We start from the raw sequence: 24892 nt of genomic DNA, 5'->3' as shown, positions 1-24892 counted from the left end.
AATGGCCGGTCAGGGAAGTTTTATTCTACCCCCTGCTTCTTCAATTCTTCGCGAATGATCCTGGCGGCCTCGGCGGGGCTGATCTTGATACGCGATCCCGATTCGGCGATAGCTCCCTCGAGCGTCCCTTCGCGGTTCGAGATCCACCGCCAGATGTGATACCCGAGCCGGTTTCGATCGTTGGGCTCTTCGGTGGGAATCGACGCGACGCTCGAATACGCGATTCTTTCCCGCGATTCGGCGGGAAATTCCGCGACGGAAGAAGGCGCTTTCGTTGTCATGGTACCCTTTTGAGCATGATGGTGATGAGGCCATCAAAATATATAAAAAAATAAGGACAAAAGATGCGGAGCGTCGGAACGAGAAATGTCATCCTGAGCGAAGCGAAGGATCTCACCGATTCGGGCGACGAGATCCTTCGTCGCTGCGCTCCTCAGGATGACAACTTAGAACACCAGATCGTAATTGAGCCGGAACCCTCGCGCGGGCTGCGGCAGGAAGTCCTTGATCACGGAGAGGTTATCCCGGTAGCCCTTGTCGAACAGGTTGTCGCAATGGATGCTGATATTATGCACGATGCCATCCTGGGGAAGCCGGACCCCGGCCCCGATGTTCACGATGCCGTACCCTTCCGTCGGCGTATCGCCATCGCCGAGACGCGTCTGGCTCGCCGCCAACCGCCATTCCACTAATCCTGACCAACGTTCGTCCTGGTAGCTCGCCCGGAGCAGCCCCCGCGCGGGCGGCGTGAATGGGAGCGGCACGCTCTGCTTCGTGTCTTCGGCGTTCACGTAGTCGGCGCTCGCCTTCAACGCGAAATTCCGGGCAACCTGGACCATGGCGCTCGCCTCAAACCCCATCAGACGAGCGTCCGTCGCCGCAAACCGGCGCACCGGAAATCCGAGAAGCTCCTCTCCCGTGAGAAATCCGTACACATAGTCGCCGATAAAATTTACATACGGGGTCAACTCGAACGACATGTCGGACGTGTTCCCCTTGAGCGAGGCGTCGATACCGAACCCGGTTTCGGAGTTCAGATCCGCCCTCCCGATGGTGTAGGTCCCACTCGGGGCATCGAGGCCGTCTGCGAAGAGCTCCTGGACCGTCGGCGCCCGGAAAGAGCGGGCAAGATTCAGCGAAAACGTCAGGTCGTTCGACAACCTGTTGAGGATCCCGAGCGAGGCCGTGACCGCATTCGACGTGCGCGACTCGTCCAGGGTCCGGAAGACTGAATCGGTGGACGACGGATCGGGATTGGTATGGATGTGATTATAATCGAACCGAAGACCTGCCTGGAAACGGGTCATGTCGTTCAAGAGGTACTCTTCGAAAGCATACAAGGCGATCCCCGTCGTGAGCGAGTTCGGACCGAGAGGCTCATCGCCGTCGAGAGAAAGGTCCTCCACATTGGTCCAGAGTCCCAGCGTCCCTTCAATCTTGTCGATTTTTTGGTGCTGGAGCTGGAGGGTCCCGTTGAATTGCTGCTTGTGAAAATGGGTCGCGAGGAAGTCATAGACACCCGTCTCATCCTGCGCAGTCGGGTATTCCGAATGGTTATAATCCACGAAGTTTGCGTTCAGTTTCGCCTGCTTTACGAACGAGCCCCCCACATCGAAGAGGCTTCGCATCTCGATCGACTTTCTGATCTGGGCTATCCGGGAAGTTCCGGCCGGATCCTCGAGAGTCTCCCAATTATCGTTCGCAGGGGTGCCCGGGATTCCATAGTTCATCTCGTAGTACTTTGCGCCGAGACCGATCATTCCAAACCCACCCTGGTACGAGTAACCGATCCCCGCTTCGTCCGAATGATTGAACGACTGTGGGATGCGGCTGAGCGTAAAATCCTGGATCCCGTCGCTATAGACTCCTTCCGGGATGCGAATGTCCTGCGAATGGAGGCCGCCTCCTGAAACCCCGAACGCATGCCCCTCGCTGCTCACCACCCCGTTGAAATAACCTGTGTACTCGTCGCTCACGGAATTCCCCGAGAGCGAGACCGTCCCCGAGAACTGGTTTGTCGACGCCGCAGGGATCGTATTGGTCATGACATTCACCAACCCGCCGATCGTGCTGGGACCGTAGATAATGCTCGCCGGACCCCGAACGACATCGATCTGCGAAATGCTCATCGCTTCGATCGGTGTGGCATGGGCGGGATCGTACGTGGAGATGTCTCCGTTCCGGAGACCGTTTTCCAGGATCAGCACCCGGTTGTCGGAGAGTCCCCTCAGAACCGGGCGGTTGGGGGCGGAGCCCATCCCGCGGACCGCAACGCCGGGGAGATCCGAGATCTTGTCCGCAAAGCCCGAGCCGGGGCTCTCATGGAATTCCACCATCGCCTTCGATTCGGCGGATTGATATTGTTCATCCGCCGTGCGGGCCGACGGCGCGGCGGAGACGACGACCTCCTCCATCTCGACCGCCGACTCATGCAGCGTGAAGGCTGCCTCGGCGGTGTTATTCAGCACCTCCACCGAGTTTGTTTGAGAAGCGTACCCGACCACACGAACGAAGACCCTGTAGTTTCCATCCGGCAGGTTCGGGAACGCAAACTCGCCGTTGCCGTCCGAGCGTGCCGCACGATCCAGTTCCAGAACCCGGACCGTGGCGCCGACGATTGGTCCGGCCGGACCCTTCACGGTTCCGTGAATCCCTCCGGTCCGTGCTTCCGCGGCGACGGAGAGCATCAGGAGGATCATTCCGGGTATAAACGGTCTGAGACGCACCAGGTATTCGCTGTTTGGCATGGCATAAACCCTTCTTCAATATTGTGAGAACGATTGCGACCGGGGGACGTTCGGGCGGCCGATGCTAACCGACAGGCGATTTCGCCGTTCTGTACCGGGGCGCAATGATTGGTAGGATGAACTGGCCGGCAGGGAACCCCGCACGCGAATGTGCGGCGGTTCCGGGCAGCCTATGCCGAACGGAAGGGTGCCGGAGGAGACTTATCTTGAATGAGGCGATACGGAGGGTAGAACTCTACTGTCAGAGGTTCGGGCCGGGAAAGCGTGCCGAGAAGCTCGAACTGGGCCGTTCCATGGAAGACAAATGCCTTGGGGGCATTGTCCTTGTCGTACGTCTCCCAATTGACGGAGGGAGCTGAAAATGCGGAGTGATTAAAATAGGCGGGATGGTTTTCATCGACCTCCCGCGCGAATAACTCGGTACGGAATCCGAAATAGTTGACTGCAACGAGGAGGGCGAGAGCCCGGTAGAACACCATCCTGGTCACTGTTTGACCATCACCGGTTCGGGGCCGGAGGACTTTCCCGGGAAGATCCTGAGGAAATACTTTCCCTGTTCATCCTGCTCTGCGAGAAGCGTAACATCGCGCTGAACGTGCGCGGCCTCCGCAAGCCGTGTAATCTGGTTCACCAGCATCGCCGTCATCTGCACGCCGACGAACTTCGCCCCGGCGGCGGGATACGAGCTGTTGACAAGAGGGATCATGAGATTCGAGCGCGAATTGATCCCGCCCGATTGGGGCACCCCTCCCGCAAATTGAAAGACCGGTCCCGACGGAGAAAAGCCCGGGTAGACCGCGCCCTGCCACTGAAACTGCGCCCCCCCGGGGTGATAATCGCTCGTGACGGTCGATGCGAAAACCGATTCAAGAGGAATGCGGTGCACCTGGAGCGGTTCATCGGCCGGGTCGTTATCGTTTCCGGTGGGCTGGGTGGCGGCGCCGGGGCCTCCGAACCGGGCTGTGGGGGGGGGACGTTCGACAATTTTTGCTTCGCCCCGGGAATCGCGCGCGGAACGCGATCCGAACTGCCGTATGAGATCCGCCTGGCGCGGATCGAGGCTGGAGATCGATGCGCTCGCGATGGACGGTTCCTTGAGGTCCATCCAGTCGCCAACCCGGATCACGACGGTATCGTGCTTCACCTCGCGGCTGTTGAACGAAATAATACGGTAGTTCTCGCTTGCGGAGGGCGGAAAGAGCAACGGGTGCTGCGCATCGACGCGCACAACCCTCGGGGAAACCAGCCCGAACGCCCGGTTCATCTGCCGGGAGACCTTCTGCCCGGTGACATCCAGCGCCCTGTTGACTGCCGCGAGCAGGTTTGTGCGGGCGATTTGATCTCTCTGAATCCGGTCCGAAAACTCCAGGTTCAGCCAGTGACCGAATCCCACGCTGTCGTTCGAGAAGGTACCCTGCCTGCTTCCGGTGCCGGAAAGCCGGGCATACCCCGAATCATACATGGCAAGCGCGCAGGAGAGGTTTGCCCTCCGGAGCGTGTCCCGAAGTGCAAGGCTGATCTGCGAAATTCCCCACTGTTCATCCGAGGTCCTGCCGTTGCTCACAACGACGTCCGTCGTATCGATCGGGTGGGGATAGCCCTGTGAGGGAAAGGTATGGACCGAGAGAGTCACATGAATGAGGTCTGTCAGCATCTCATGCCATTGCTGGAAGAGCCTCTCGTTCATTTTCGGGATTTCGTCGTCGGAAAATCCTCCCGACCGGTCGGTTCCCGCGATCAGGAGCCATTCGGCGCCGAGCCGCCGGAAGAGCTCCGCTCCGATGGGCGCCGATTCTGCATCACGCAACGGGTGCGCTACCTGGACATACAGCCGTTTCGACTGGCTACGGTTGAAGATGAACGTTCCCCATCCGCGAACGACGGGAGTGTTCTCCCTGATGACATCGTAGGCAATCCCGCCTCTCCCGTCCGACACTTCAAGCAGCACGTAATTATACTTCGCGAGTATTTTCCGGCAATTATCGTAGGTGTGCGAGTGAAGGGAGGAAAACACCTTCCGCCATTCACGGAGGTCGCTTGCCGTCGGGGGGATTGACTCCTGCTCGCCGGTGACGATGCGCTTCACGATGTCGCCCACCAGCAAGTGGAAGTTCTCCGGGCCATACGCCTGCGGACGCGCTTCCCGGGGGGAAAGAAGCAACAGCACGGCGAACAGGAGATATGAATGCCGGATGACCCTTTTCAAGGGTTACCTTTAAGCTTAGAAGTGGTTGGTTGAATTCCGTGTTTCGGAAGAGGAGGGTCTCGTTCTTCCCGACCCGCCATAACGTAGCTGAATATCCTGAAAAAGTCAACTGCGAATTACCCAATATGCTTGTTGTCTTTATTCATCAACGAATATGACTGATTTTTTGGACAAACGGTCAAAAAACAGCGAAATTCTGTTGAATAAAGCCGTTTCCGGCACTGGCACGCGCTTTGCCGCATCTCTGGAAGGAGTATGAATTTTAAGAGAAGGAGTCAGCCATGAAACGATTACTGGTGTTATTCTTTGCCCTGGCGACCATGGCGGGGGTGGCAAGATCCGAGCCCCCGTTCGACGGTTTCGGACGGCGCGAAGGGTTCAGAGGAAATTTTGGAATTTTCTACTCCTCGCTCTCCCGGCGCGGCGAATGGATCGACTTCAATTCAGGATATGCCTGGAGACCGTTCGGCGTATCGCACGGCTGGCGACCCTATCTGTACGGCCGTTGGGTTTGGAGTGATTACGGATGGTATTGGGTCTCCGATGAATCATTCGGATGGGCCACCTACCATTACGGCCGCTGGTACTATGACGACTATTATGGGTGGATCTGGGTACCGGGTGAAACGTGGGGTCCTGCCTGGGTCGAATGGCGTTACGACGACGACTACATCGGCTGGGCGCCGTTGTCACCGTACGCGGAGTTCGACGTGAGCTTCGGAATCACCTACCGCGACAATTGGTCGACGCCGTACAATTATTGGAACTTCGTACCCGGCCGGTACTTTTGCGGGACACGGGTGGTCGACTACGTTCAACCGGTCGACCGAACGCGAAGGATTTTCGGTAATACCCGGTCGGTCGTCGGAATCAGCGTCGACAACGATCGTGTCATCAACAGGGGGATCGACGTGAACTTCGTGGAACGGCGGGGCAATGTGCGTGTGGACAAAGTCGACGTCATCGCCCGTGATCGCGGCAACGGTGAACGGTTCATGAAGGATGGCGATCGCCAGCGCGTAGAGGTCTTCCGCCCCAGGCTGGATGCGCAGGTTCGCGGAAACGATGTGAGACCTCCGAATGCGCGGCGTGCGGAACATCCGATATCGTTCGACGGCCCCGTTGATCGGCGGAGCGACCGGTCCGATAATCCTGCGGTCCGCCCTCCCGATTCGCGGCGGGATACAAGAATTCAGGAACGAACGCCGGTCGAGCGCGCACCGGAACAGGGCAGAAGAGCCGAACCCCAGACGCCTCAGGAACCACGCCGCGACACGCGGGTCGAACGGCGCGTTCAGGTCGAACGTCCTCAGGCGCCAGAGCGAAGGATCGAGACACCCCGGCCTTCAGACCGGAGCAACGGGCGGGAACGGCAGATGAGAGAAACCCCGAGGCCCGAACGCCGGCAACAAGAAACGCGGCAGGCACCGCAGGAACGGCGGATGCCGGCGGTACGACCAGCCCCCGGCCAGCGCGGCAATCCCCAGGGACGGGAAGCGCCCAGAGAGAAGCCGAAAGAACGGCGTGACGAACCGCCTCGCGGCAGACGCGGGTAACTCCGGCCGCTAAGTTCAAAAAAAAGGGCAACCCCGCATTGCAGGGTTGCCCTTTTTTTTAGAGGCTGAACCAGTAACTCAGCTTTAGCAAGACCACATTGGAGGGAGGATGGACAAATGTCGCATCGAGGTTGTCGGTAAATGTCGACGAGTATTCCCCATCGCCGCCGCTCCTCGCCTGCGACCAGACGAGAAAGAGCGTGCTTCCGGGGAGGTATTCCCACCGCAATACGACGTTCGTGTTGAACGATTGCCCGTTGAAATCCCGGTTTCGGTCGTAATGATCCGGCGGAATAAAATCCGATGTCCCCGCCAGCTGCCGGAACGCCTCATAATGCCCTTTTGCGAGAAAGAGCTGGCCGTATAATTGGAGCGTAAGCTCCCTCGTAAAGGTGATCGTGCTTCGCAGAGTAAAGTTCACCTGATCGGTGCTCCGGTCGGCGAAGATGCTTCGCGTCGTTCCCGAAACGAGAATCGTATCGGCCCACGCTTCCAGCCGGCTTACGTGGTCGATGCCTGTGGAGAGGTTCCATTCCATCCAGGAGGGAGTGTTGATATCGAGGCCGATGGACGTCGATGCCTCCCGCTTCTCCTTCTCGTCCCACGCGAAGGTCTGACCGAACGACACGACAGCAAGGCCGCGCGAATCCGAATACAGAGAAACGTTTGTCGCGTAGCGCGCGGGCTTCCGGTACAACCCGTTTCCCCGGGTTTCCCGGTGGTCATACATCCCGAAATCTGCGTCCGCGGAGGCGCTCATCCCCCAATAGTTGGAGAAGAGAAGATTGGTGTTGAGATGAAAGTCCCTGAAAAGATTCGCCCCTTCGAAATCGTGACGGTGATGGTAGAAGACACCGGCGTTATAGGACCTCACGACAGTTCCGGGGACATCCTCTTTGTATGTGACCGAGGCGATCGACCCGATGTCGTCGGGGCTGAAGAAGAAACCGACGTCATTAATATTGTAATGGTTCGATGTGAAGTCTGTCGAGAGCGACCAGAGCCAGTGTTCCCCGCCCACTTTTGCAAAATTCGCCTTTCCCGCCTCCCCGGTGATGCGCTGGTCGCCGGAAGCCGTCGCCTGCGAAAAAGCGAGGAATCCGTTCAGGAGGTAGGTGTTCTGGGCAAATCTCAGGTTCCAATCGTACCCGTTGGTAAATGAAGGGGGACGTCCGTCTTTTGCCACTGAAGTAAAGATCATTCCGACATTGGAATTCGTAAAGAGATCCTGTTTCAAGCGGAGGACTGTGTAATCCGCGAGCGGCTCCAGGCGCTGCTCGGAGCGGCGGCCCTGAGCATCGACCACGACCGCATTTTCTTCTTTTGTGACGGCCTGAAGAACTCCCAGAGAAAGCCCGCCGTTTGTTTTTCCCGTCAACTTCGCGGCGCCCAGAATCGTGGTTTGCTCGGGGAGATCTTCGATCTTTCCGCCCGCCGGAACCGATACCTCGCCGGGAGAAATCCCCCGGCCGATTCTTCTGGAGTAGAATAATCCCGGCCCGCTCTGATCGCCGAATGTAGTGAAGTGAAGAATCTGCGTTCCCTCGATGAAGAACGGCCGCTTTTCGGGGTAAAACGTCTCGAAAGTCGAGAGGTTGAGAACCGCAGGATCCGCTTCCACCTGTCCGAAGTCGGGATTGAACGTGGCATCGATCGTCAGGTTGCTCGAAAGTCCGTACTTGAGGTCGAGCCCGGCGTTCCCAGACGTCTCCTGCCGCCGGTCCCGGTTGCCCGTCGCGGGGTCATAACTCTGCTTGCCGGTCACGAACGGGAGCGCTTCGATTTGCCGCGGATCGGGGAGCCCCCGTAGTCCAGTCAGATGACCGTAACGGGAGATGAACCCGCTCTGGCTCTTCGGAGTGAAGGCCCAACGCTCTTCCTCCTGCTTTCGGCTGATATAGCGAAGGAGATTCAGCCCCCAGACATTTTCAGCGCTGTCGGGAAGCCCGGTCCGGTATCGCAGGATCCGGAAGGGAATTTTTATCTCCGCGCACCAACCCTGGTCGGTAATCCTCGTTTGCAGGTACCACACCGGATCCCACGAGTCGTCTTCCCGGTCCGCATCGTCGTATTGCAGCTTGTCGATCTTCACGCCCGCGGCATTGAACGTGAACTCGTACCCGGTCTGATGATCGTGGTAGGAATCGATGCGGATGGAGGCTTCATCGGATTCGATCTCGTTGTCGCGGCGGGTCAGGCGTGCGACGATCTTCTCCGGTTCCGCGTCGTAGTACATGCAACCGAAATAGAGGGCGTCGTCGTCATACAGGACGCGGACTTCAGACCGTTCCGAGGCGGGTTTTCCCTCATCCGGGTTTCGCTGGATGAACCCGGATGCCGGTTCGGCCGATTTCCAAACGTCGTCATCGAGCACTCCGTCCAGGCGCGGAGGGCTCGTCACCCGGACGGCCCGGAGGCTCGCGGGATTATCGCCCGCGACCGCGGCCGCAGCGGAGAGAACAGAGGCCGCCAGTAGAACGAACACGGATTGCTTCAATTCATTGCCGGGAGTTTGTTGTTCGGGTGTTTCGGTGGGAAGAAAATACGCAAAGCGGGGGTGATAAACAAACGACACCACGATGCGGTGGTGTCGGATTCTTGCGACACTCCTCTCCAACTCGTCATGCTGACATGCTTCAGGTCAGCATCTTGTCTCGTTCCCACGCTCGGCGTGTGAACGGAATTTTTGGCCGCTCTGCGGCCGGGGTATCGGTAGCCGCAAGCTTTAGCTTGCGGGTTTTTGATCGAGGAGCTGTGCCATGGCGGGAAAAAGACCGCAGCCTAAAGGCTGCGGCTACCAAGTCCGAGGCATTCCTCGTTCCCACGCTCCGCGTGGGGACGGAATATTTGGCCGCTCTGCGGCCGGGGTACCGGTAGCCGCAAGCTTTAGCTTGCGGGTTTTTGATCGAGGAGCTGTGCCATGGCGGGAAAAAGACCGCAGCCTAAAGGCTGCGGCTACCAAAAATCATCAAGCCTCGGGGCGTAGCGGCCTGTGCAATTACATCGACTCTCCCAGCAGAAGCTCGATCTGCGCGGTCAACTCCTGCTCCATCTCGGGACCGTTGAATCCTACCGCCACGAACGCGACATTCCCCTTCTTGTCGATGATGAATTTCGTCGGGATTCCGGTGACCTGATACTTATCGGAGAGTTTGGTTCCCGAGATTTCATCAATCAGAATCGGAAAGGTGTATTTGTTATCCGTTACAAATTTCTTCGCGTTCTCGACGGTGGCCGGCAATCCCTTTACGCGTTCCCAGGTGTCCACCACGAGGAACGCCACTTTCTGGTTATCCTTGTACTTATCGTACACTTTCTGCAGGTAGGGAAACGATGCTTTGCACGGTCCGCACCAGGTCGCCCAGAAGTCTATCACGACCACTTTTCCCTTCAGGGATGAAAAGGCGACCGGCTTTCCCTCCAGGTTGTTGAGGGTAAAATCGACCGAGGGTTTGCTAACCCGGCTTGCCGCGACGTCTTTGCGCACCTGGTCGTTTCTCGTTTGGCTCGCCGAAGTGAGCAATTGATCGAACTCCTTCTGCTTCTCCGCGGATAATTTGTCGAAGCCCCCGGATTGCCCTTCTTTCACGGCATAGGCTCGTTTCAGACTGGCCAGGACCTTCTCGTTCTTCTTCCCCCGTTTGACGGACTCCATTCCGACTTCAACCGCCTTTTCGTAATGTTTGTCCATGATCATGCAATCGAGGTATCGTTGGACTATATCCGCATCATCCCCCTTGGTGAGATCAAACGATTCGGCAGAAGCCTTTTCCGCCTCATCGTACTTCGCGAGCTGGAATAATCCGTACGCGTACGTATCGAGCATTTCACCCGTACTATACCTGCAGTTGTTCTCCCACTCGGCGAGGGTTGAATAAAATCGCTTTTCGTCCGGATCCGGATGGCGGCTCAGATCGACGCCGGTCCGCGCCCAGGCTGTCGCCTTTTCGAGGTTTTCGCCTTTCTCAATGGGGCCCCACGCCAACTCGTTGTACCATTGCCACGATGGGTTTTCGATTTTCGAAAGAACGTCGGCCGCCCGATCGTATTCCTTCACCTTCGTGTAGTCGGCGAACATGGTCAGCATCTTTGAACGGACTTCCTTCTTGTCCAGTTCCGGATGATCGGCCAGGAACTCGTGGATCAGGCCGGCGCGTGTTATCAACTCACCCGTTTCGAGGATACGAGACCAGCGTGTTTGGCGGGCGAACACACCGTCCGGATTCTTCGTGAGAGCCGCCTTCCCTGTAGCCTGCGCCCTGGCGCTATCTCCGATTGCGTTGAACCAGCTTGTGATCGCGGAGGTGGCTTCGTCATTGTCTTTGAACATTTCAGCAAATTTCTCCACTTCGGGCGCCAGCTTGGGCGTTCCTTTGTCGCTCTGGTCCTGGCGCGAGATCATGCCGAGATAATCGTTCACCGCATGCCAGTTCTGAGGGTAGAGTTCTCGTTCCCTGTTGAACTCCTCGGTGGCCCCGGCAGGGTCTCTGGTTCGCTTGAACGAATTGATTTGACCCCTGCTCATGAAAAAGGCACGCGCGCCATGCGCGCCCAGTACCGGCTTCCCATTCTCGCCGTAGATAAGCGCATCGACCCCCTGATCCCCGCCTTCATCCGCTTTTCCCGCGGATACGCAACGAAAGACCAGGTAGCAACTATTCTTGTTCGTAAGCGGGAAGGAAGCCACCCATTTGCTCCCTTCCTTCTTCATCGGGGTATCGAGGAACATCTCATACTCGCCCGGGCGGAACACTAGTGTGAACAGCTCGATCGCATCGGCGCCGGCGAGCTGAGCTCCGGGGGCGTCGCTACTGTAGGTCACACTGATCGTCGAACCGATTGTAGGTTGCTCGGGAAGAATGCTAAATGGGGCGTTGCCCTGCTGACCCTGCGCATAGGCGCATGCGGCGAGAAACAGGAACACGATTGCAGATTTCATGGATCCTCCTGGGGTAGTCTTGGGGTCTGCCGGGGACGGAAGGTCTTCCTGAGACCCCTGACCCAACGTACTAAATGTATACCTCGGAACCAAACGGAGGATTGACTTCGTGGTAGGTCGTTTTCGTAGGGGCGGGGCATGCCCCGCCCGTCACATCGGGTTTGCAGAATCACCCCGGGCGACGCATGCGTCGCCCCTACAACATCAAACTCCGCTACTTCTCCCTCAGAACGTCGTACAACGCCGCCCTGGAACGCTCATTGCCGATACTGCCCAGGTAATAGATCGCTTCGCTGCGAAGGTCGTACCCTTCATGCGTCTTCGCGATCTTGGCGAGAAAGTCTACCGCCTTGTCGTTTCCGACCTCGGCAATCGAATAAAAGATGTTCCCGCGCTGTTCCGCCCGATTATTGGGTATTGCATAGAACAATTCTATCAGCGTCTCAACGGACCTGTTCTTGTCTTTCGTGAGCATGCCGATATAATCGATCGCCGCATCCTGGATTTCGAGGCCGGTATCCTTCTTGGCGATCTCGAGAAACACATGCATCGGATCATACGCCTCGAAATCTACCAGCTGTTCCATCGCTGCCGTCCGGAGCCGCCGGTTTTCCGAGCGATCGAGGGCAATATCCTTCAATGCCCGGAACGCGGCCGAGTCTTGCTTGGACGATCCCAGAGCTTCGAGCGCCTCCAGCTTCAATCTGGTTTCTGCGTCAAGATCTTCCTCCCGCTCGAACAAGCCCGGCGCCAGCGTCGCCCTCGGAGCGTGGGCCATGCTCGGAAGCCGGGCCGCCCTGAGGGCGCGTGACTGAAGCGTAAGCGCACGGTTGAGGCTTCTTAGTACGGGCGGATTTCCGGAGGAGTAGGCGTAACCCCTTACTCCACCCGATCGAAGCGAGCTGCCGAGGTTGTGCACGATCAGGCTTTCAGAGCTCATGACAAATCCGGTTCCGCCGAGCGAGTCGATGTACATCATCCCTCTGCCGCTCCCTTTCCCCCGGCCGCTGCTGCTGCTTGTCCAGACCCTCGGCGCGGTGGTGATCATCGGCACCGGAACCGGCCGGCCCACCGTGCTTCCATCCAGACCTGAGAGGTCGGCCACGGCGTCGTCATAATAGCGGCTCTCGGGGTGACGGGAGATGAACTTCTCGTATTCCTTCGCGGCCTTTTTCTCGTCGAGGTACATCATCGCATACGCGGACCAATACTCCGCATCGTCGATGTAGGCGCTGGAAGGGAACTTCTTGATCATTTCTCCGAGCTTCTTCCTTGCTTCCTCCCATTTGCCGTCGAGGATAAAATGGTATCCCTCTTTATACAAGGGGTAGGCGGGATCGTTCTTCTTGCCTTCCGAGCCAAAAGGCTCCGGCACCTCAGACGATCCCCATGCTGCGGCGACCGTGAAAGGGGCCCATTGATCGCCCGAATAGACTGTAGATGCCGACCCCGTTTGAGCGCTGATCCGGCCCAACGCCACTGAACCGCAGAATAAAAGAAATAGCACTTTCCTGGTTGTCATAGTCCTTCTTTCATTAGTAGGTGTCACGGACCGGTACGAACCGCGTCGAATCGCACGACGCTTCCGCCATTCTAATCTTGAACAACAGGTTTTCCCGATGAATCCCGCTCCGGATGATATCGACGTTCGGCAACGCCTCGTGCTCCTTGATATTCGCGAGCTCCACCAGGATTTTCTGCAGATCGTCGATCAGTTTCGCCGACCGAAGATCGAGCGGCTGGTTCCTCAGGTAGCGGGCATCGTCCAGCAACTCACGGGACACCTTGCTTTCGCTGCTCAGGTCGATCGGCTGGTCGTCGTCCGCCTTGAGATGCGTGATTCCGACAAGCAGAACTTTCGATCTGCGGAAATAGTCGCCGATCTTATTTTCTGCGAGAACAGGCTGGACAGGCGCGGCCTCGATGTTCGAGGACTGCTCCGGGTTTTCGGGCCGGGGCCGGGTGTTCCGGGAAACGAGGACGGCAAGAACCACGAGCGCAAGACTGCTTCCAACGATCGCGAGGGCGCGAGGCCGGAGCGTGAAGAATGCGGCGAGATCGTCAAGAATCGTCACCGGCCGGCGCTTCGCACGCGAGCCGATTGCCCGGATTCTGCTTTCGACGGAATACGCGAACTTGTTCCAATATTCCGGGGATCGCCCGGCGCTCGGCGTGGATCCCGCGGCTGCGGTGAGGTTCACAATCTCCCTGATTCCCTCCGCCTCACGGGCGCACTGTTCGCAGAAGCAAAGATGAGACTCAACCTCGGCCATTTCCTCCTGCGGGAGTTCCGAGCGAACAAACTCATAGAGCATCAATTTTATCTTCGAGTGCCTCATTCCAACCCCTCAACCTTCAGAAAATCCAGCATCGTTCTCATCTTTCGCAGACCCCGGTGGAGATGTGTTTTCACCGTTCCCTCGGAGCAATTGAGGATCGCGCCAACCTGTTTCGTCGACATTCCGTTCATATGCCTCAGGATCACGACCGCCCTCTGGAGGGTCGGGAGCTTGTGAAGGGCACGCTCGAGATGCGCGTGGAAGTCCGGTTCCGAAGAACCCGGCAGCCCGGTGTCCGGTTGGCCGTTCCCAAGGATGATTCCCGCGGGGCGATTTGCGCCCGATCGTTCATGAAATCCGCTTTCAAGATGTACCTCTCTCCGTTCTCTCACTTTTTTCTGTCGCAGTCGATTGATCGACATGTTCATCACAATCCGGTAGAGCCAGGTCCCAAATCCCGAATCTCCGCGAAACGAGCGGATGGATCGATGCACGCGAACAAACGATTCCTGGGCAATATCTTCCGCTTCATCGTGATCGGCGATGACTCCATAGGCGATGTTGTACGCCTGCTTCATGTGGCGCTCGACGAGAAGACGAAAGGCCTCGCGGCTTCCTTTCTGCGCATCGAGAATCAGTCGCCGCTCGTCTTCGGCGGGCATCCGGAGGTCTCTTTGTATGATGTTCTGGAGGTTAGACAAGGGAGGCAACCGTTCCGTTGACAGCCCATGGAGGGTTTTACGGAATACGGCAAAGGGAGTTGTGTTTGGGGGTTTTCGGCCCCTAAATCAAAGGCTCCACCAGTAGTTCATTTTGAGCAGGAGAACATTATCCATCGGCAGCCGGAACGTGTCGGAGAAATTATCCGAAAGATTCCTTTCAAAAACCCCATTCTCGCCGAATCGCGCCTGCGTCCAGACAAAATAGAGCGTGCTTCCCGGAAGGTACTCCCAACGGAAGACGACGTTCGCATTCAACACCTTCTCATTGAAATTAAAACCCTGGAAGTAGATGCTGTTGAAAAAGTCAAAGTCCGGAAGCTGGTCCGGTCCCGCCAACCGCTTGAAATGCTCGTATGCCCCTTTTGCCAGCAGGACTTGTGTGAAGAACTGGACGCTCATGCTCCGCGTGAAGGTGATCGTTCCCCGCAATGAGAAATCATACTGATCGATGTCACGGTCGGCGAAGAGATTCTCCCCATGCGGAAGAAGATGCGGTCCGCCCGTTGAGACATCCCTCACCCAGGTCTCTTCATTCCTTGTTCGCGTAAGGGCCACCGACGGGTCGAGTTCCATCCAGCTGCTCGGACGAACGGTGAGCTGGGCTATCGCCGAACCCGAACTCATACCCCGGGCCGTATGCTGGTACTGCCCGATGAGGGTGGCGACCACAACCTGCCGTACATCGGAATCGAGCTTAACCGAGATCCTGTTTCCCTCGGAACGATGGTACGTTCCATTGATTCCCCGGTTCTCGTCGTCGAACGCGGGGAAGTCGTGGATCAGATCGATATCCAGCGACCAGAAGTTCCTCATCTGAAAAATCGGTTCCGTCTCAAAGATGCTGACCGTGTTGACCGCGTCCCAGTTCCAACGGTATTGCACGTCGGCGTTCAGATAGTACCGTAAGAGGGGTGCCGCCGGCTGCTCATCCTTATAGGTGATCTGAGTGATCCCTCCATGCTCGCGGGGCTGGCTGTAAAAGCCGATGTCGTTGATCCAGAAATTTCTCGTCGTGAAATCATACAGGGAAAGAACGAGGAGGTGCTCGTCCTGGATTTTTCCGAGGCCCACCTTTCCCGACCCTCCGGTGACCCGGTCCACCACCGGATAGGCGAGCGGAGAGATCGCCTGGGAGCCCGCGAGAAAACCGTCGAGCGCATAACCCGCATCGCCCACGCGCAGGTTCCAGTCGACGCCGCCCGCAAGGACCGGGGAATTCTCCTCCTTGAACGCTCCTGTCGCCATCATTCCCACATACGAGTTCCCGGCGAAATCCTTCTTGAGACGAAACACGTCGTAACTCGCCCTCGGTTCAAACAATAAGGGCGAAGTCCGGTGACCGAGCGCATCCTCCGCAACCCCCTCCTCTCGATCCGTCGCGGCCGAGAGCAATCCGAAGGAAAGTCCGTCATCCGTCTTCCCTGTTATCTTGGCCGCGCCGAGAATCGTCGTCACGGGCGGAGTTTCCAGAAAGTAATATCCGGGCGGGGGCGATTCCGACGGGAGCGGGTTCTTGCCGATCCTTCTCGAATAAAAGAGGCGCATCGACTGGCTGTCGAACGTATTGCCGAAGGAGAATATCTGCGAGCCCTCCAAAAAAAAGGGGCGCTTCTCGGGATAGAAGGTCTCAAAAACGGTGAGATTGAGGACAGCCGCGTCGACTTCCACCTGGCCGAAATCGGGGTTGAGGGCCAGATCGAGCGTCACGTTGTTCGTCACGCCATACTTCAGATCGAGTCCCGCGGAGGCCTTGAACTCCTTCCGGAGAGGAAACGGATCGGGCTGGGAGAGAAAACTCTCCTTCATATCGGCGTACGGCAGGAGTTCGAGATGAAGCGGAGGGCGAACGTGGTCTATTCCGTAGACGTGCCCCATTTTGGAGACGGAGGAGATAACACCCACCGGGGTTTCTTTCCGGGGAAGCATCACCCACTCGTCCGTCTCACGTTTTCGGGCGATGTAGCGGCGAAAATTGATTCCCCAGACATATCCGGAGTCCCGGGGAGCGAAGCGGATCGCGCTGAAGGGGATTCTGAATTCGGCCGACCAGCCCTCCCTGGTTATTTTTGCGTCGAATTCCCACACGGCATCCCATTCCGTGTCATAGACGCGTCCGTCCTCCGAAAGAATGCCGTCGGTCTGGACGCCGGAAATCGTTCCGCTGAAGAGGAACGCGGTCGTGTGGTCGTGGTAGGAATCGATGATCACGGAAAACCGGTCGGCCTGGCCGGTCCGGTCCCTCCGCGTCAATTGCTCGACAATGCCGTCCGGAGATGAGTCATAGCAAACGATGCCCGCATAGAGCGCATGATCGTCATAGACAAGCCGGACAGAGGTTCTCTCCGTCGGCGCCGCTCCCTCTTCGGGATCAAACTGCTCGAACGACGTGTCGGGAGAGACTCCTCGCCATTGCTCGTCACCCAGAATACCGTCGACCCTCGGCCCGGACGCGACGCGGTGCGCTGCGATCGTTTTGGTGGGTGATTCTGCCTGAAGAAGGCCAATGGGAACGAGACATGCCAGGCCGAGCAGTAAGGGATATCTCGTCAAGATGGTCAGAGGGTTGATGGAATTTGTCGAACATAGGAGAAAGGAGGGAGAAAAGCAAACTGGGGGCGGTGTCTCGGTTTGGCAGAACGTCTCTCCACCTCGTCATGCTGACATGCTCCTGGTCAGCATCTTTCAACTCTTTTATAAAGATCCCGACCTAAAACATGTCGGGATGACGAGAGAAGGTGAAACTGCGGCACGACCAAACTAGGGGCGGTGGTTCTGTGTGTAATTGCCGGTCATTTCTTCTTTAGGACATAGTTTCCCCCCTGCCGGTCGCTGACCACCTCATAATTTTCTTTCAATTCGAGCGTCCACCCGTCACCTTTCAAGAATTTCTCACCCAGTTCGGCGGGCACGCTCACGGTGATCTTGTCCCAACCGGGGCTCATAAGCGCCCCATTTTTCACGGTCAGGATTCCCCAATTGTCCACGACCCGGATCGTGGGATAGACTGTCCCCTTGTCCTCAAGCGGCACAATCAGCTTGTAATCGAACGACATGTTCATGTTCTGCAAAGGGATTTCGAGATGCTGTTTTTCGATAAAGCGGCTCTTGTATTCAGCGATCTGTTTCTGGAGGCGGGTATCCCGTTCGGTCTCTTCGTCGACGATAATCTTACTATGGTACTTTTCCCCGATTCCGGCCATGGTCCTCTTCAAATCCGGCGGCAGCGAGATGCCGAACGCTTTTTCGAAGTAGGCTGTAAGATCCGTATTCCCGCCAATTTCCCTGTTCCAGCCTGGGTTTGTCCTGGCAAGCAGGTAGCCATAGACGGGGATTGTTTCATATGCGAACGCCCGGACGTAGGAGCGGTCCACGAGGAAGTCGCCAATACTTTTCATGAAATGATCACGCACTTCCCGGTCGGATCGTCCGCTCAGCATAACGCCGGTGAATTCGGTCATCCCCTCGTTCAGCTCCATCTGGTTCTCGGTGGTGTCGGCGCCCTGAAATAATGCGCGGCGGAATTGCCTGAACGCTAGGGCGTTCGCCACATGCTCATGCAGGTCATCGGCGGAGCCGGCAAGGAGCGCTTGTTTCAGCGCCTCGAGCTCGAGACGAATATAGACCCGGCCATCCTTCCGATCGAGGTGATTGTTGTCCGGGTTCCGATTTGTGAATCCGAGAGCAGATTGTGATCGGTGAAAGAGCTCGTGCGCAAGGAGATTGAGCCGGGCGCTCTTCCCGGCCGGCAAGGGAAGCATGATCATCGCCCATTCCCTTCCTCCCCATCGGAGCGAGGTGTTGGAGATATTCACCGTTTTCGGAAGAACGCCTGTATAGACGGATCCCTCGGGGTTGAGGGTCCCGGCCGAATCGGCAAGATTTGCGTACACGTTCCTCGATTCTCTCTCAACGAGGAGGATCGGCCCGTATAGGTCTAGATTCCACAGATCCCGGTTCTGGGCGGTGGCGGCTCTTATTTCCCCAAAATAGACAGCGGCGGTGTCGGAAAAGCCCGGCTGGCGCGCGCGGGCCGTTGTCGACGGTAGCGTCACGATGGCACAAAGGAGAATCCCCCGGCCAAGGGAGGTGCAGATCGATGAATAGAATCGAGACATGTCGACGGGGCGCATCACTAGAACGTGTACGTCCGTCTCTGTCCGAGGTTTCGCTCGGATGGATTTCAATGACAAAACCTGAAGGCTGCGGCTACCAAGAGAGACGACGCCAGAGGTTTCGGTAGGCGCGACCTTTAGGTCGCGTGCCGTCAAACGCCGCCTGAAGGCTGCGGCTACCGACTATTCGTCTTCCTGCGAACAAGTGTTGCAACTGATCCTATTTTTGGAGAAATTGACGACCGATGAATGAGAATGCCAACAGCCATCCGCAGGATCCACGCCGCATCAAGGAGATGTTCGATGCGATCGCGCCAACCTACGATCGCCTGAACCGAATGTTGAGCTTCGGACTGGACATTCGCTGGCGGCGGAAGGCCGTTTCGTTCCTCGCGGAAAAGAAGGGTGGGAAGATTCTCGACATCGCCGCAGGAAGCGGAGATGTTTCGCTCGAGGTCCTGGCCATCAGGCCGGCCCGCGTCGTTGCCACGGACTTCGCTCCCGCGATGCTTCGAGTGTTCGAACAGAAACTTAACAACCGCGCGGATGGGGGGATTGTGGATCTCGTCATCTGCGACGCTCTTCGGCTTCCTTTTCGCGAAGGGTCGTTCGACGGAACAATTGTGGCGTTCGGCATCCGGAACTTCGCCGATCGCGAGGCCGGATTGCGGGAAATGCTGAGGGTCCTCGTTCCCGGAGGAATCTCCGTTATTCTCGAGCTTTCGAGACCCGATGGGGCTGTCATGAGAGGCTTGTACAACCTCTACTCCTCGATCGGAATTCCATTGTTCGGCAGGATCGTTTCAAAGCACGAGAGTGCGTACCGGTACCTCCCGGAGTCGATACGACATTTTCCCGAGCGGGGCGATTTTCTTTCCTCAATGGCGAAGGCGGGATTTGCTTCCCCGGCGGCGCACCCGCTGACCTTCGGGGGCGCAACGATTTACGTCGGAAGAAAGCCGGAAGTCACTTCTTAACGAAGAGACCCACCGCCTCGACATGGTCGGTATGCGGAAACATGTCGACAGGCTGGATCTCTTTCAGCACATACCCTGACCCGGCCAGCAATTTCGCATCGCGCGCCTGAGTAGAAGGATTACAGCTCACGTAGACGACCCGTTCCGGCGAACTCTTAACGATCTGCTCCACGACTTTCGGATGCATGCCGCTTCTCGGCGGGTCGGTGACGATGACTGTCGGGCGGGGATGTTCACCGATCCACGCGCGGTCCGTGGTTAACCGATCCTTCAGGTCGCCCTGCAGGAAAAAGCAATTTCCCACACGATTCACCTCCGCATTCCGCATGGCATCGGCGATGGAACTCGCCACGAGCTCGATCCCGACAACCCGGTCGACATGTTGTGAGAGATAAATCGCAATGGTGCCTGTTCCGCAATAGAGATCGTAGACAACGTCCCTGGAAGTGAGATTCGCGAGGGTGCGGACCGTTTCGTAAAGCCGTTCCGCCTGGAGCGTGTTCGTCTGAAAAAAGGAATTTGCCGAAAGGCGGAATGAGTACTCTCCCAGCTTCTCGTTGATCGTACCCGGACCATGATAGACCTTCTCCACCTCACCACGGGCGACCATCGATCTCCGCGTCGTGATATTATTGACGATTGTGGTGATCTGCGGGAACTGCTTGCAGAGGAGGCCGCTCAACTTCGCCATCCCTTCCGGCCAGTCGGCGCTCGTCACAAGATTGACCATCACGTCGCCGGTCCTCTTCCCCTCCCGGATCACGAGGTGTCGCATGTATCCTTCCTGGGTTTCGGTCGAGTAAACCGAGAGGTTCCAGACCTTGCAAACTTCACGGATGGTATTCACGATCGCCGCGCTCAGTTCCGATTGGAGCCAGCATTCTTCGAGGTTGACTACTTTGTCATACCGCTCGGGCACGTGCAACCCGAGAGCGACCGCGGGCTCTGCTGGTTCCTTCCGGTGGACCTCTTCGTCGGTCAGCCACCGGTAATTCGAGAACGTGAACTCCATCTTGTTGCGGTAAAAATAGGGATCCTCGCAACCGAGGACAGGATGAACAACGGGATCCACAAACCCGCCGATCCGCTCAAAGGCATCGACGACAAGCTTGTGTTTGAACCGCAGTTGAGCCTCATAGGCAAGATCCTGCCACTTGCAGCCGCCGCACACTCCAAAGTGTTTGCATTTCGGCGCCGTACGGAAGGGAGAGGGCGTGAGGACCTCGACAGCCCGGGCATCCGCAAAGTTCTTCTTGACTTTCCAGACTCGCGCCCGGACAATATCGCCCGGGACCGCTCTATCGACAAAATACACCATTCCGTCGAGGCGGGCCACAGTTTTCCCGTCTCCGGAGAGGTTGTCGATATTGAGTGTTACTTCGTCTCCTTTTTGCATCATACCTAATATACAAATATATTCACTGGCCTCTTTGTCCTCGTTCCCACGCTCTGCTGGGGAACGCATATGTGCGGCGCTCTGCGCCGCACGGGATCTGAACGGAACCGGGTTGAGATTACAACAGGAAGGAAATCGTGCCGAAACCAAAGGAAGAAAAACCCTTGATGATCCGTTGCCCGAACTGCAAGCAGGTTCGCGAACCGGACTTCAATGAAACCACCCGTCGCTATGTCTGCGCGATTTGCGCGGCGCCGGTCGATGCGCAGGTGTTGATCGAGAAGAGGAAGCGGGGAATAAAGTAAACCGACGCGAAGTATTCCCCCACCATTTTGGTAGGCGCAGGCTTTAGCCTGCGTAAAACTTCACGCGACCTGAAGGTCGCGCCTACGGATGCCTCGGGCTTGGTAACCGCAGCCTTCAGGCTGCGCCAATCATTCGCGGAGGGTAGCCGCAGCCTTTAGGCTGCGGTCTTTTTCCCGCCATGGCACAGCTCCTCGATCAAAAACCCGCAAGCTAAAGCTTGCGGCTACCTATACCCCGGTTCTCGTTCCGCCGCTCCGCGGCGGAACGCATATTGGGACGCCTCGGGCTTGGTAGGCGCAGGCTTTAGCCTGCGTTCATTCGGTTTGACGGTTTAAACTCAGCCACTACCTTCAATCGATACTACTTGATTAGAAGCATGCTCCTCGTCGCCGTGAACGTACCCGCCGTCAGACGATAGTAATAAATACCGCTCGGCACTCCGCTCGCGTCCCAGCTTACCGACTTGTACCCGGGGCTCTGAGGGCCGTTCACCAGAGTCCCGACCCTCTGACCAAGGAGATTGTAGACACTTAGCACCACATGACCGGCCGCTGGCACCTGATACCTTACAATCGTCACCGGATTGAACGGGTTGGGGTAATTCTGTTCAAGCGCATATTCTCTGGGGGCGGCACTCGACGCCGAATTGTCTCCGTGATCCGGCGGCGGTGGTGGACTTTCGCCGTTGTTAACGATTCTGATTCGCCCTGCCTCGGGTAGGGCGTTGGCTGTGGAAAGATAAAGTTTTCCCGTCTGGTTTGCCCTCACCCAATATCCCTGGCCGGGTTCGATAGCAGTTGCAATCTGGTACGAGCCGTCGTATCCGAAGAACGGCGATGTGACAATCCCGCCCGGTGAGCTCGTGATGCTCGAAACGCTGACAGGGGCACTGAGAGATCCCACCAAATTCCAACCCGACAACACGTTAATCGAATCCAACGACCGTTCGTAACCGCTGGTGGGAACAGTCTGAGCCCCTTCGAATTTCAGCCAGTATCCTTTCCCATTGGCGAGAATCGGCTGCGTGATATAACCACCCTGATATGCGAAAGCGTTTGAGATTGCCGTGGGATAGCGCACCGTCTTGTGATAATCCTCCACCTTCAGCGGCACCGATACCATATTCCACCCGTTTCCCAGCGTATCTTCCAGAGTAGTCGGTGCTTTCGCGAAGAGCCACGCCGCACCAAAGCCAGAGTTATCGACATACCCACCCACAATTGCCGTATGGCCGTCTGCGGAAAGGGAAGACGACTTGGCCTGATTGGCAAGGCCCACACCCCCGGCGCCTACGAGCTTACCTCCATACTGAGACCATACACCGCCGGTCCGTGTGAAAACCCATGTGGCACCCACTCCGCTGCTGTCGTTAGGGCCCCCCACAACTGCCGTATTTCCATCGCCCGAAATGGAGACTGAGGTGCCCTGCTGTGAAAAACCCACATGGCCCGTGCCGACCAGCTTCCCTCCCTGTTGAGTCCAGACTCCGGCAACGCGTGCGTAGATCCATGCGGCTCCGACCTGAGAACTATCATACGGTCCGCCCACTATCGCAGTATTGCCGTCACCGGAAATCGAAACTGCGGCGCCTTGATGCGCAGAGCCTGTGGCGCCTGTACCCACATGCGCCCCGCCTGTCTGCGTCCATACGCCTCCAGTCCGTGCGTAGATCCAAGCCGCACCCGCACTACTATTAAGTCCCGGCCCTCCTATAATCGCCGTATTGCCGTCGCCGGAAAGAGAAACCGAGGCCCCTTGTTGCGTAGAAACTGCGGCACCCGCATCGAAAAGCTTGCCTCCTTGCTGAGTCCAAACCCCGCCCGTTCGAGTGAATACCCACGCCGCACCGGTAAAGCTATTATCAACCCTCCCACCCATGATTGCCGTATTGCCGTCGGCGGAGAGGCACACGGAACCGCCTTGTTGGGCGACACCAACAGCCCCGGTGCCAACGAGCTTACTTCCTTGCTGCGACCAGGTGACTCCGGTGCGCGTAAAGATCCATGCGGCGCCCGTGGCGCTGCTATCGGCGTTTGCACCAACGATGGCCGTATTGCCGTCGGCGGAGAGTGAGAGTGAGACGCCTTGACCCGAACTCCCAGAGGCGCCTGTACCGACGAGCTTACTCCCCTGCTGTGTCCAAACTCCGCCTGCCCGAGTGAAGACCCACGTCGCGCCGAGGCCGGAACTGTCCAATGTACCGCCCGAGATCGCGGTATTTCCATCGCCGGAGAGACCAACAGAGGCTCCCTGGCGGGCTATGCTCACGGCACCTGTGCCGACCAGCTTGGTTCCTTGCTGAGTCCACACGCTACCTGTCCGCGAGTAAATCCATGCTGCGCCGGCACCAGATCTGTCGCTAAACCCTCCAACAATTGCCGAACTGCCATCGCTGGAAAGGGAGACCGAGAACCCTTGTTGACTGAGTCCCACAACCCCTGAACCCAGCAGTTTGCCTCCCTGCTGCGACCATATATTGCCCGAGCGTCCGAAGACCCACGCCGCACCGGCGTTACTACTATCTTGCGGTCCCCCCACGATTGCGGTAAACCCGTCGGCAGCGACGAAGACCGAAGACCCTTGGTGAGCGGCGCCGACAGCCCCGGTGCCGACGAGCTTACTTCCCAGCTGGGACCACACACCCAGGTTCCGTATGAAAATCCAAGCTGCTCCGGCAAGGCTGTTATCTCCAGGTCCCCCCACGATCGCGGTATTTCCATCGGCGGCTATCGATACAGATATACCCTGACTAGCGGAACCCGAAGCACCGGTGCCCACAAGCTTGCTTCCTTGCTGAGTCCACACACCTCCGGCACGAGTAAATACCCATGCTGCACCCACGCTGTTATTATCAGCAGCCGCACCCACAATGGCGGTATTCCCGTCGGCGGCGATCGAGACCGAGTAGCCCTGGTAAACGGAGGGGCCTACGGCCCCTGTGCCGACAAGCTTGCTTCCTTGCTGCGTCCAGACACCACCCGAGCGTATGAAAACCCAGCTTGCCCCGATCCCGCCATTATCGCTTAGACCCCCCACGATTGAGGTATTGCCATCGCCGGAAATGGCAACCGATACGCCCTGGCCGGCATTACCCACTGCGCCCGTGCCTACGAGCTTGTTTCCCTGTTGCGACCACACACCTCCTGAGCGGGTGAAGACCCACGCCGCTCCGGCGTGGCCGTTATCATTGTCTCCACCCACCAGTGCCGTGTTGCCATCTGCGGAAAGGGAGACCGATCTTGCTTGATAAGCAAATCCTACAGCGCCCGTACCGACGAGTTTCGCCTGCTGTGACCATACGCTGCCTGAACGGGTAAAAACCCACGTCGCGCCGGCACCATTGCTGTCTGCGATTCCGCCAACGAGTACCGTGTTACTATCGGCGGAGAATGAGACCGAGGCACCCTGCTGGGCAAGACCGGCCGCGCCTGTGCCGACGAGCTTGACACCCTGCTGTAAAAACTGGGCCGAACCTGACTCGCTCATGAGTGATAGCAGAGCGATAAGAAAAAGCAGACAGATCGCTGATTTCACGCGGCGGCCTGACCGACACCTAAGCGCGAAGAGAATGGAACAACAAGAGTATCGGAACATCATGACTCCTCCAATGAGCGTTGATAAGGCTGATGACTTAACATCCCTTGGCTGGCGG

Annotated in this window: 16 protein-coding genes; 3 read left to right on the top strand and 13 right to left on the bottom strand. The window is 57.6% G+C overall.

Annotation, left to right across the window (positions count from 1 at the left end; all coding sequences use genetic code 11):
* Positions 1-20: 20 nt before the first annotated feature.
* The 4 genes from VI215_10800 to VI215_10785 all read right to left on the bottom strand — a co-directional run bounded on the left by VI215_10800 (position 21) and on the right by VI215_10785 (position 4953).
* On the bottom strand, positions 21-281 hold the full coding sequence (locus VI215_10800) for a hypothetical protein (protein HEY6192797.1): 261 nt from the start codon (positions 279-281) through the stop codon (positions 21-23).
* Positions 282-446: 165 nt separating this feature from the next.
* Entirely contained in the window at positions 447-2747 is a 2301-nt protein-coding gene (locus VI215_10795) for a TonB-dependent receptor (protein ID HEY6192796.1), read from the bottom strand.
* A gap of 170 nt (positions 2748-2917) precedes the next feature.
* The gene (locus VI215_10790) at positions 2918-3235 is read right to left on the bottom strand and encodes a hypothetical protein (GenBank protein ID HEY6192795.1); all 318 of its coding nucleotides are present in this window, start codon (positions 3233-3235) and stop codon (positions 2918-2920) included.
* Positions 3232-4953, bottom strand: coding sequence for a hypothetical protein (locus VI215_10785; GenBank protein HEY6192794.1), 1722 nt, complete (start codon positions 4951-4953; stop codon positions 3232-3234). Before VI215_10785 ends, VI215_10790 begins: the two co-directional genes overlap by 4 nt.
* A gap of 281 nt (positions 4954-5234) precedes the next feature.
* On the opposite strand from VI215_10785, the gene VI215_10780 reads away from it, so the two are divergent.
* Entirely contained in the window at positions 5235-6509 is a 1275-nt protein-coding gene (locus tag VI215_10780; protein ID HEY6192793.1) for a DUF6600 domain-containing protein, read from the top strand.
* A gap of 58 nt (positions 6510-6567) precedes the next feature.
* Here VI215_10780 and VI215_10775 read toward each other — a convergent pair whose 3' ends face one another.
* From VI215_10775 to VI215_10745, 7 genes are all read right to left on the bottom strand, one after another.
* Positions 6568-8994, bottom strand: coding sequence for a DUF5916 domain-containing protein (locus VI215_10775; GenBank protein ID HEY6192792.1), 2427 nt, complete (start codon positions 8992-8994; stop codon positions 6568-6570).
* A gap of 513 nt (positions 8995-9507) precedes the next feature.
* The gene (locus VI215_10770; GenBank protein ID HEY6192791.1) at positions 9508-11448 is read right to left on the bottom strand and encodes a TlpA disulfide reductase family protein; all 1941 of its coding nucleotides are present in this window, start codon (positions 11446-11448) and stop codon (positions 9508-9510) included.
* Positions 11449-11662: 214 nt separating this feature from the next.
* Complete coding sequence (locus VI215_10765) at positions 11663-12970, bottom strand: HEAT repeat domain-containing protein (GenBank protein HEY6192790.1); 1308 nt, start codon at positions 12968-12970, stop codon at positions 11663-11665.
* Positions 12971-12983: 13 nt separating this feature from the next.
* Positions 12984-13787 carry a zf-HC2 domain-containing protein gene (locus tag VI215_10760; protein HEY6192789.1) on the bottom strand — a complete coding sequence of 268 codons (804 nt, stop codon included), beginning with the start codon at positions 13785-13787 and terminating at the stop codon, positions 12984-12986.
* Entirely contained in the window at positions 13784-14389 is a 606-nt protein-coding gene (locus VI215_10755) for a sigma-70 family RNA polymerase sigma factor (protein ID HEY6192788.1), read from the bottom strand. Before VI215_10755 ends, VI215_10760 begins: the two co-directional genes overlap by 4 nt.
* 126 nt (positions 14390-14515) lie before the next feature.
* Positions 14516-16999, bottom strand: coding sequence for a DUF5916 domain-containing protein (locus tag VI215_10750; GenBank protein ID HEY6192787.1), 2484 nt, complete (start codon positions 16997-16999; stop codon positions 14516-14518).
* 239 nt (positions 17000-17238) lie between these two features.
* Positions 17239-18564, bottom strand: a complete 1326-nt coding sequence (locus VI215_10745) for a hypothetical protein (protein HEY6192786.1) — start codon at positions 18562-18564, stop codon at positions 17239-17241.
* A 242-nt stretch (positions 18565-18806) separates the two neighbouring features.
* Here VI215_10745 and ubiE point away from each other — a divergent pair, with 242 nt between their 5' ends.
* Complete coding sequence (ubiE, locus tag VI215_10740) at positions 18807-19538, top strand: bifunctional demethylmenaquinone methyltransferase/2-methoxy-6-polyprenyl-1,4-benzoquinol methylase UbiE (protein HEY6192785.1); 732 nt, start codon at positions 18807-18809, stop codon at positions 19536-19538.
* On the opposite strand, the gene rlmD is transcribed toward ubiE, so the two are convergent.
* Positions 19528-20937 carry a 23S rRNA (uracil(1939)-C(5))-methyltransferase RlmD gene (rlmD, locus tag VI215_10735; protein HEY6192784.1) on the bottom strand — a complete coding sequence of 470 codons (1410 nt, stop codon included), beginning with the start codon at positions 20935-20937 and terminating at the stop codon, positions 19528-19530. The genes ubiE and rlmD overlap by 11 nt on opposite strands.
* Positions 20938-21071: 134 nt before the next feature.
* Between rlmD and VI215_10730 the strand changes: the two genes are divergently transcribed.
* Positions 21072-21239, top strand: coding sequence for a hypothetical protein (locus tag VI215_10730; protein HEY6192783.1), 168 nt, complete (start codon positions 21072-21074; stop codon positions 21237-21239).
* A gap of 361 nt (positions 21240-21600) precedes the next feature.
* Here the strand turns inward: VI215_10730 and VI215_10725 are convergent, their stop codons facing one another.
* A complete protein-coding gene (locus tag VI215_10725; GenBank protein HEY6192782.1) occupies positions 21601-24441 on the bottom strand; it encodes a T9SS type A sorting domain-containing protein in 2841 nt (946 codons plus the stop codon).
* Positions 24442-24892: the final 451 nt, after the last annotated feature.

It is taken from the genome of Bacteroidota bacterium, from assembly GCA_036522515.1.
Lineage (GTDB): Bacteria > Bacteroidota > Ignavibacteria > UBA10030 > SZUA-254 > VBOC01.
Note: the sequence above shows the minus strand (reverse complement) of the source record. Positions and strands in the feature narration are given on the sequence as shown.

Coding starts and splice junctions, on each gene's coding strand:
- VI215_10800 (HEY6192797.1), bottom strand. CDS start 281: ATGACAACGAAAGCGCCTTCTTCCGTCGCGGAATTTCCCGCCGAATCG.
- VI215_10795 (HEY6192796.1), bottom strand. CDS start 2,747: ATGCCAAACAGCGAATACCTGGTGCGTCTCAGACCGTTTATACCCGGA.
- VI215_10780 (HEY6192793.1), top strand. CDS start 5,235: ATGAAACGATTACTGGTGTTATTCTTTGCCCTGGCGACCATGGCGGGG.
- VI215_10770 (HEY6192791.1), bottom strand. CDS start 11,448: ATGAAATCTGCAATCGTGTTCCTGTTTCTCGCCGCATGCGCCTATGCG.
- VI215_10765 (HEY6192790.1), bottom strand. CDS start 12,970: ATGACAACCAGGAAAGTGCTATTTCTTTTATTCTGCGGTTCAGTGGCG.
- VI215_10760 (HEY6192789.1), bottom strand. CDS start 13,787: ATGAGGCACTCGAAGATAAAATTGATGCTCTATGAGTTTGTTCGCTCG.
- VI215_10755 (HEY6192788.1), bottom strand. CDS start 14,389: ATGCCCGCCGAAGACGAGCGGCGACTGATTCTCGATGCGCAGAAAGGA.
- VI215_10745 (HEY6192786.1), bottom strand. CDS start 18,564: ATGTCTCGATTCTATTCATCGATCTGCACCTCCCTTGGCCGGGGGATT.
- ubiE (HEY6192785.1), top strand. CDS start 18,807: ATGAATGAGAATGCCAACAGCCATCCGCAGGATCCACGCCGCATCAAG.
- rlmD (HEY6192784.1), bottom strand. CDS start 20,937: ATGATGCAAAAAGGAGACGAAGTAACACTCAATATCGACAACCTCTCC.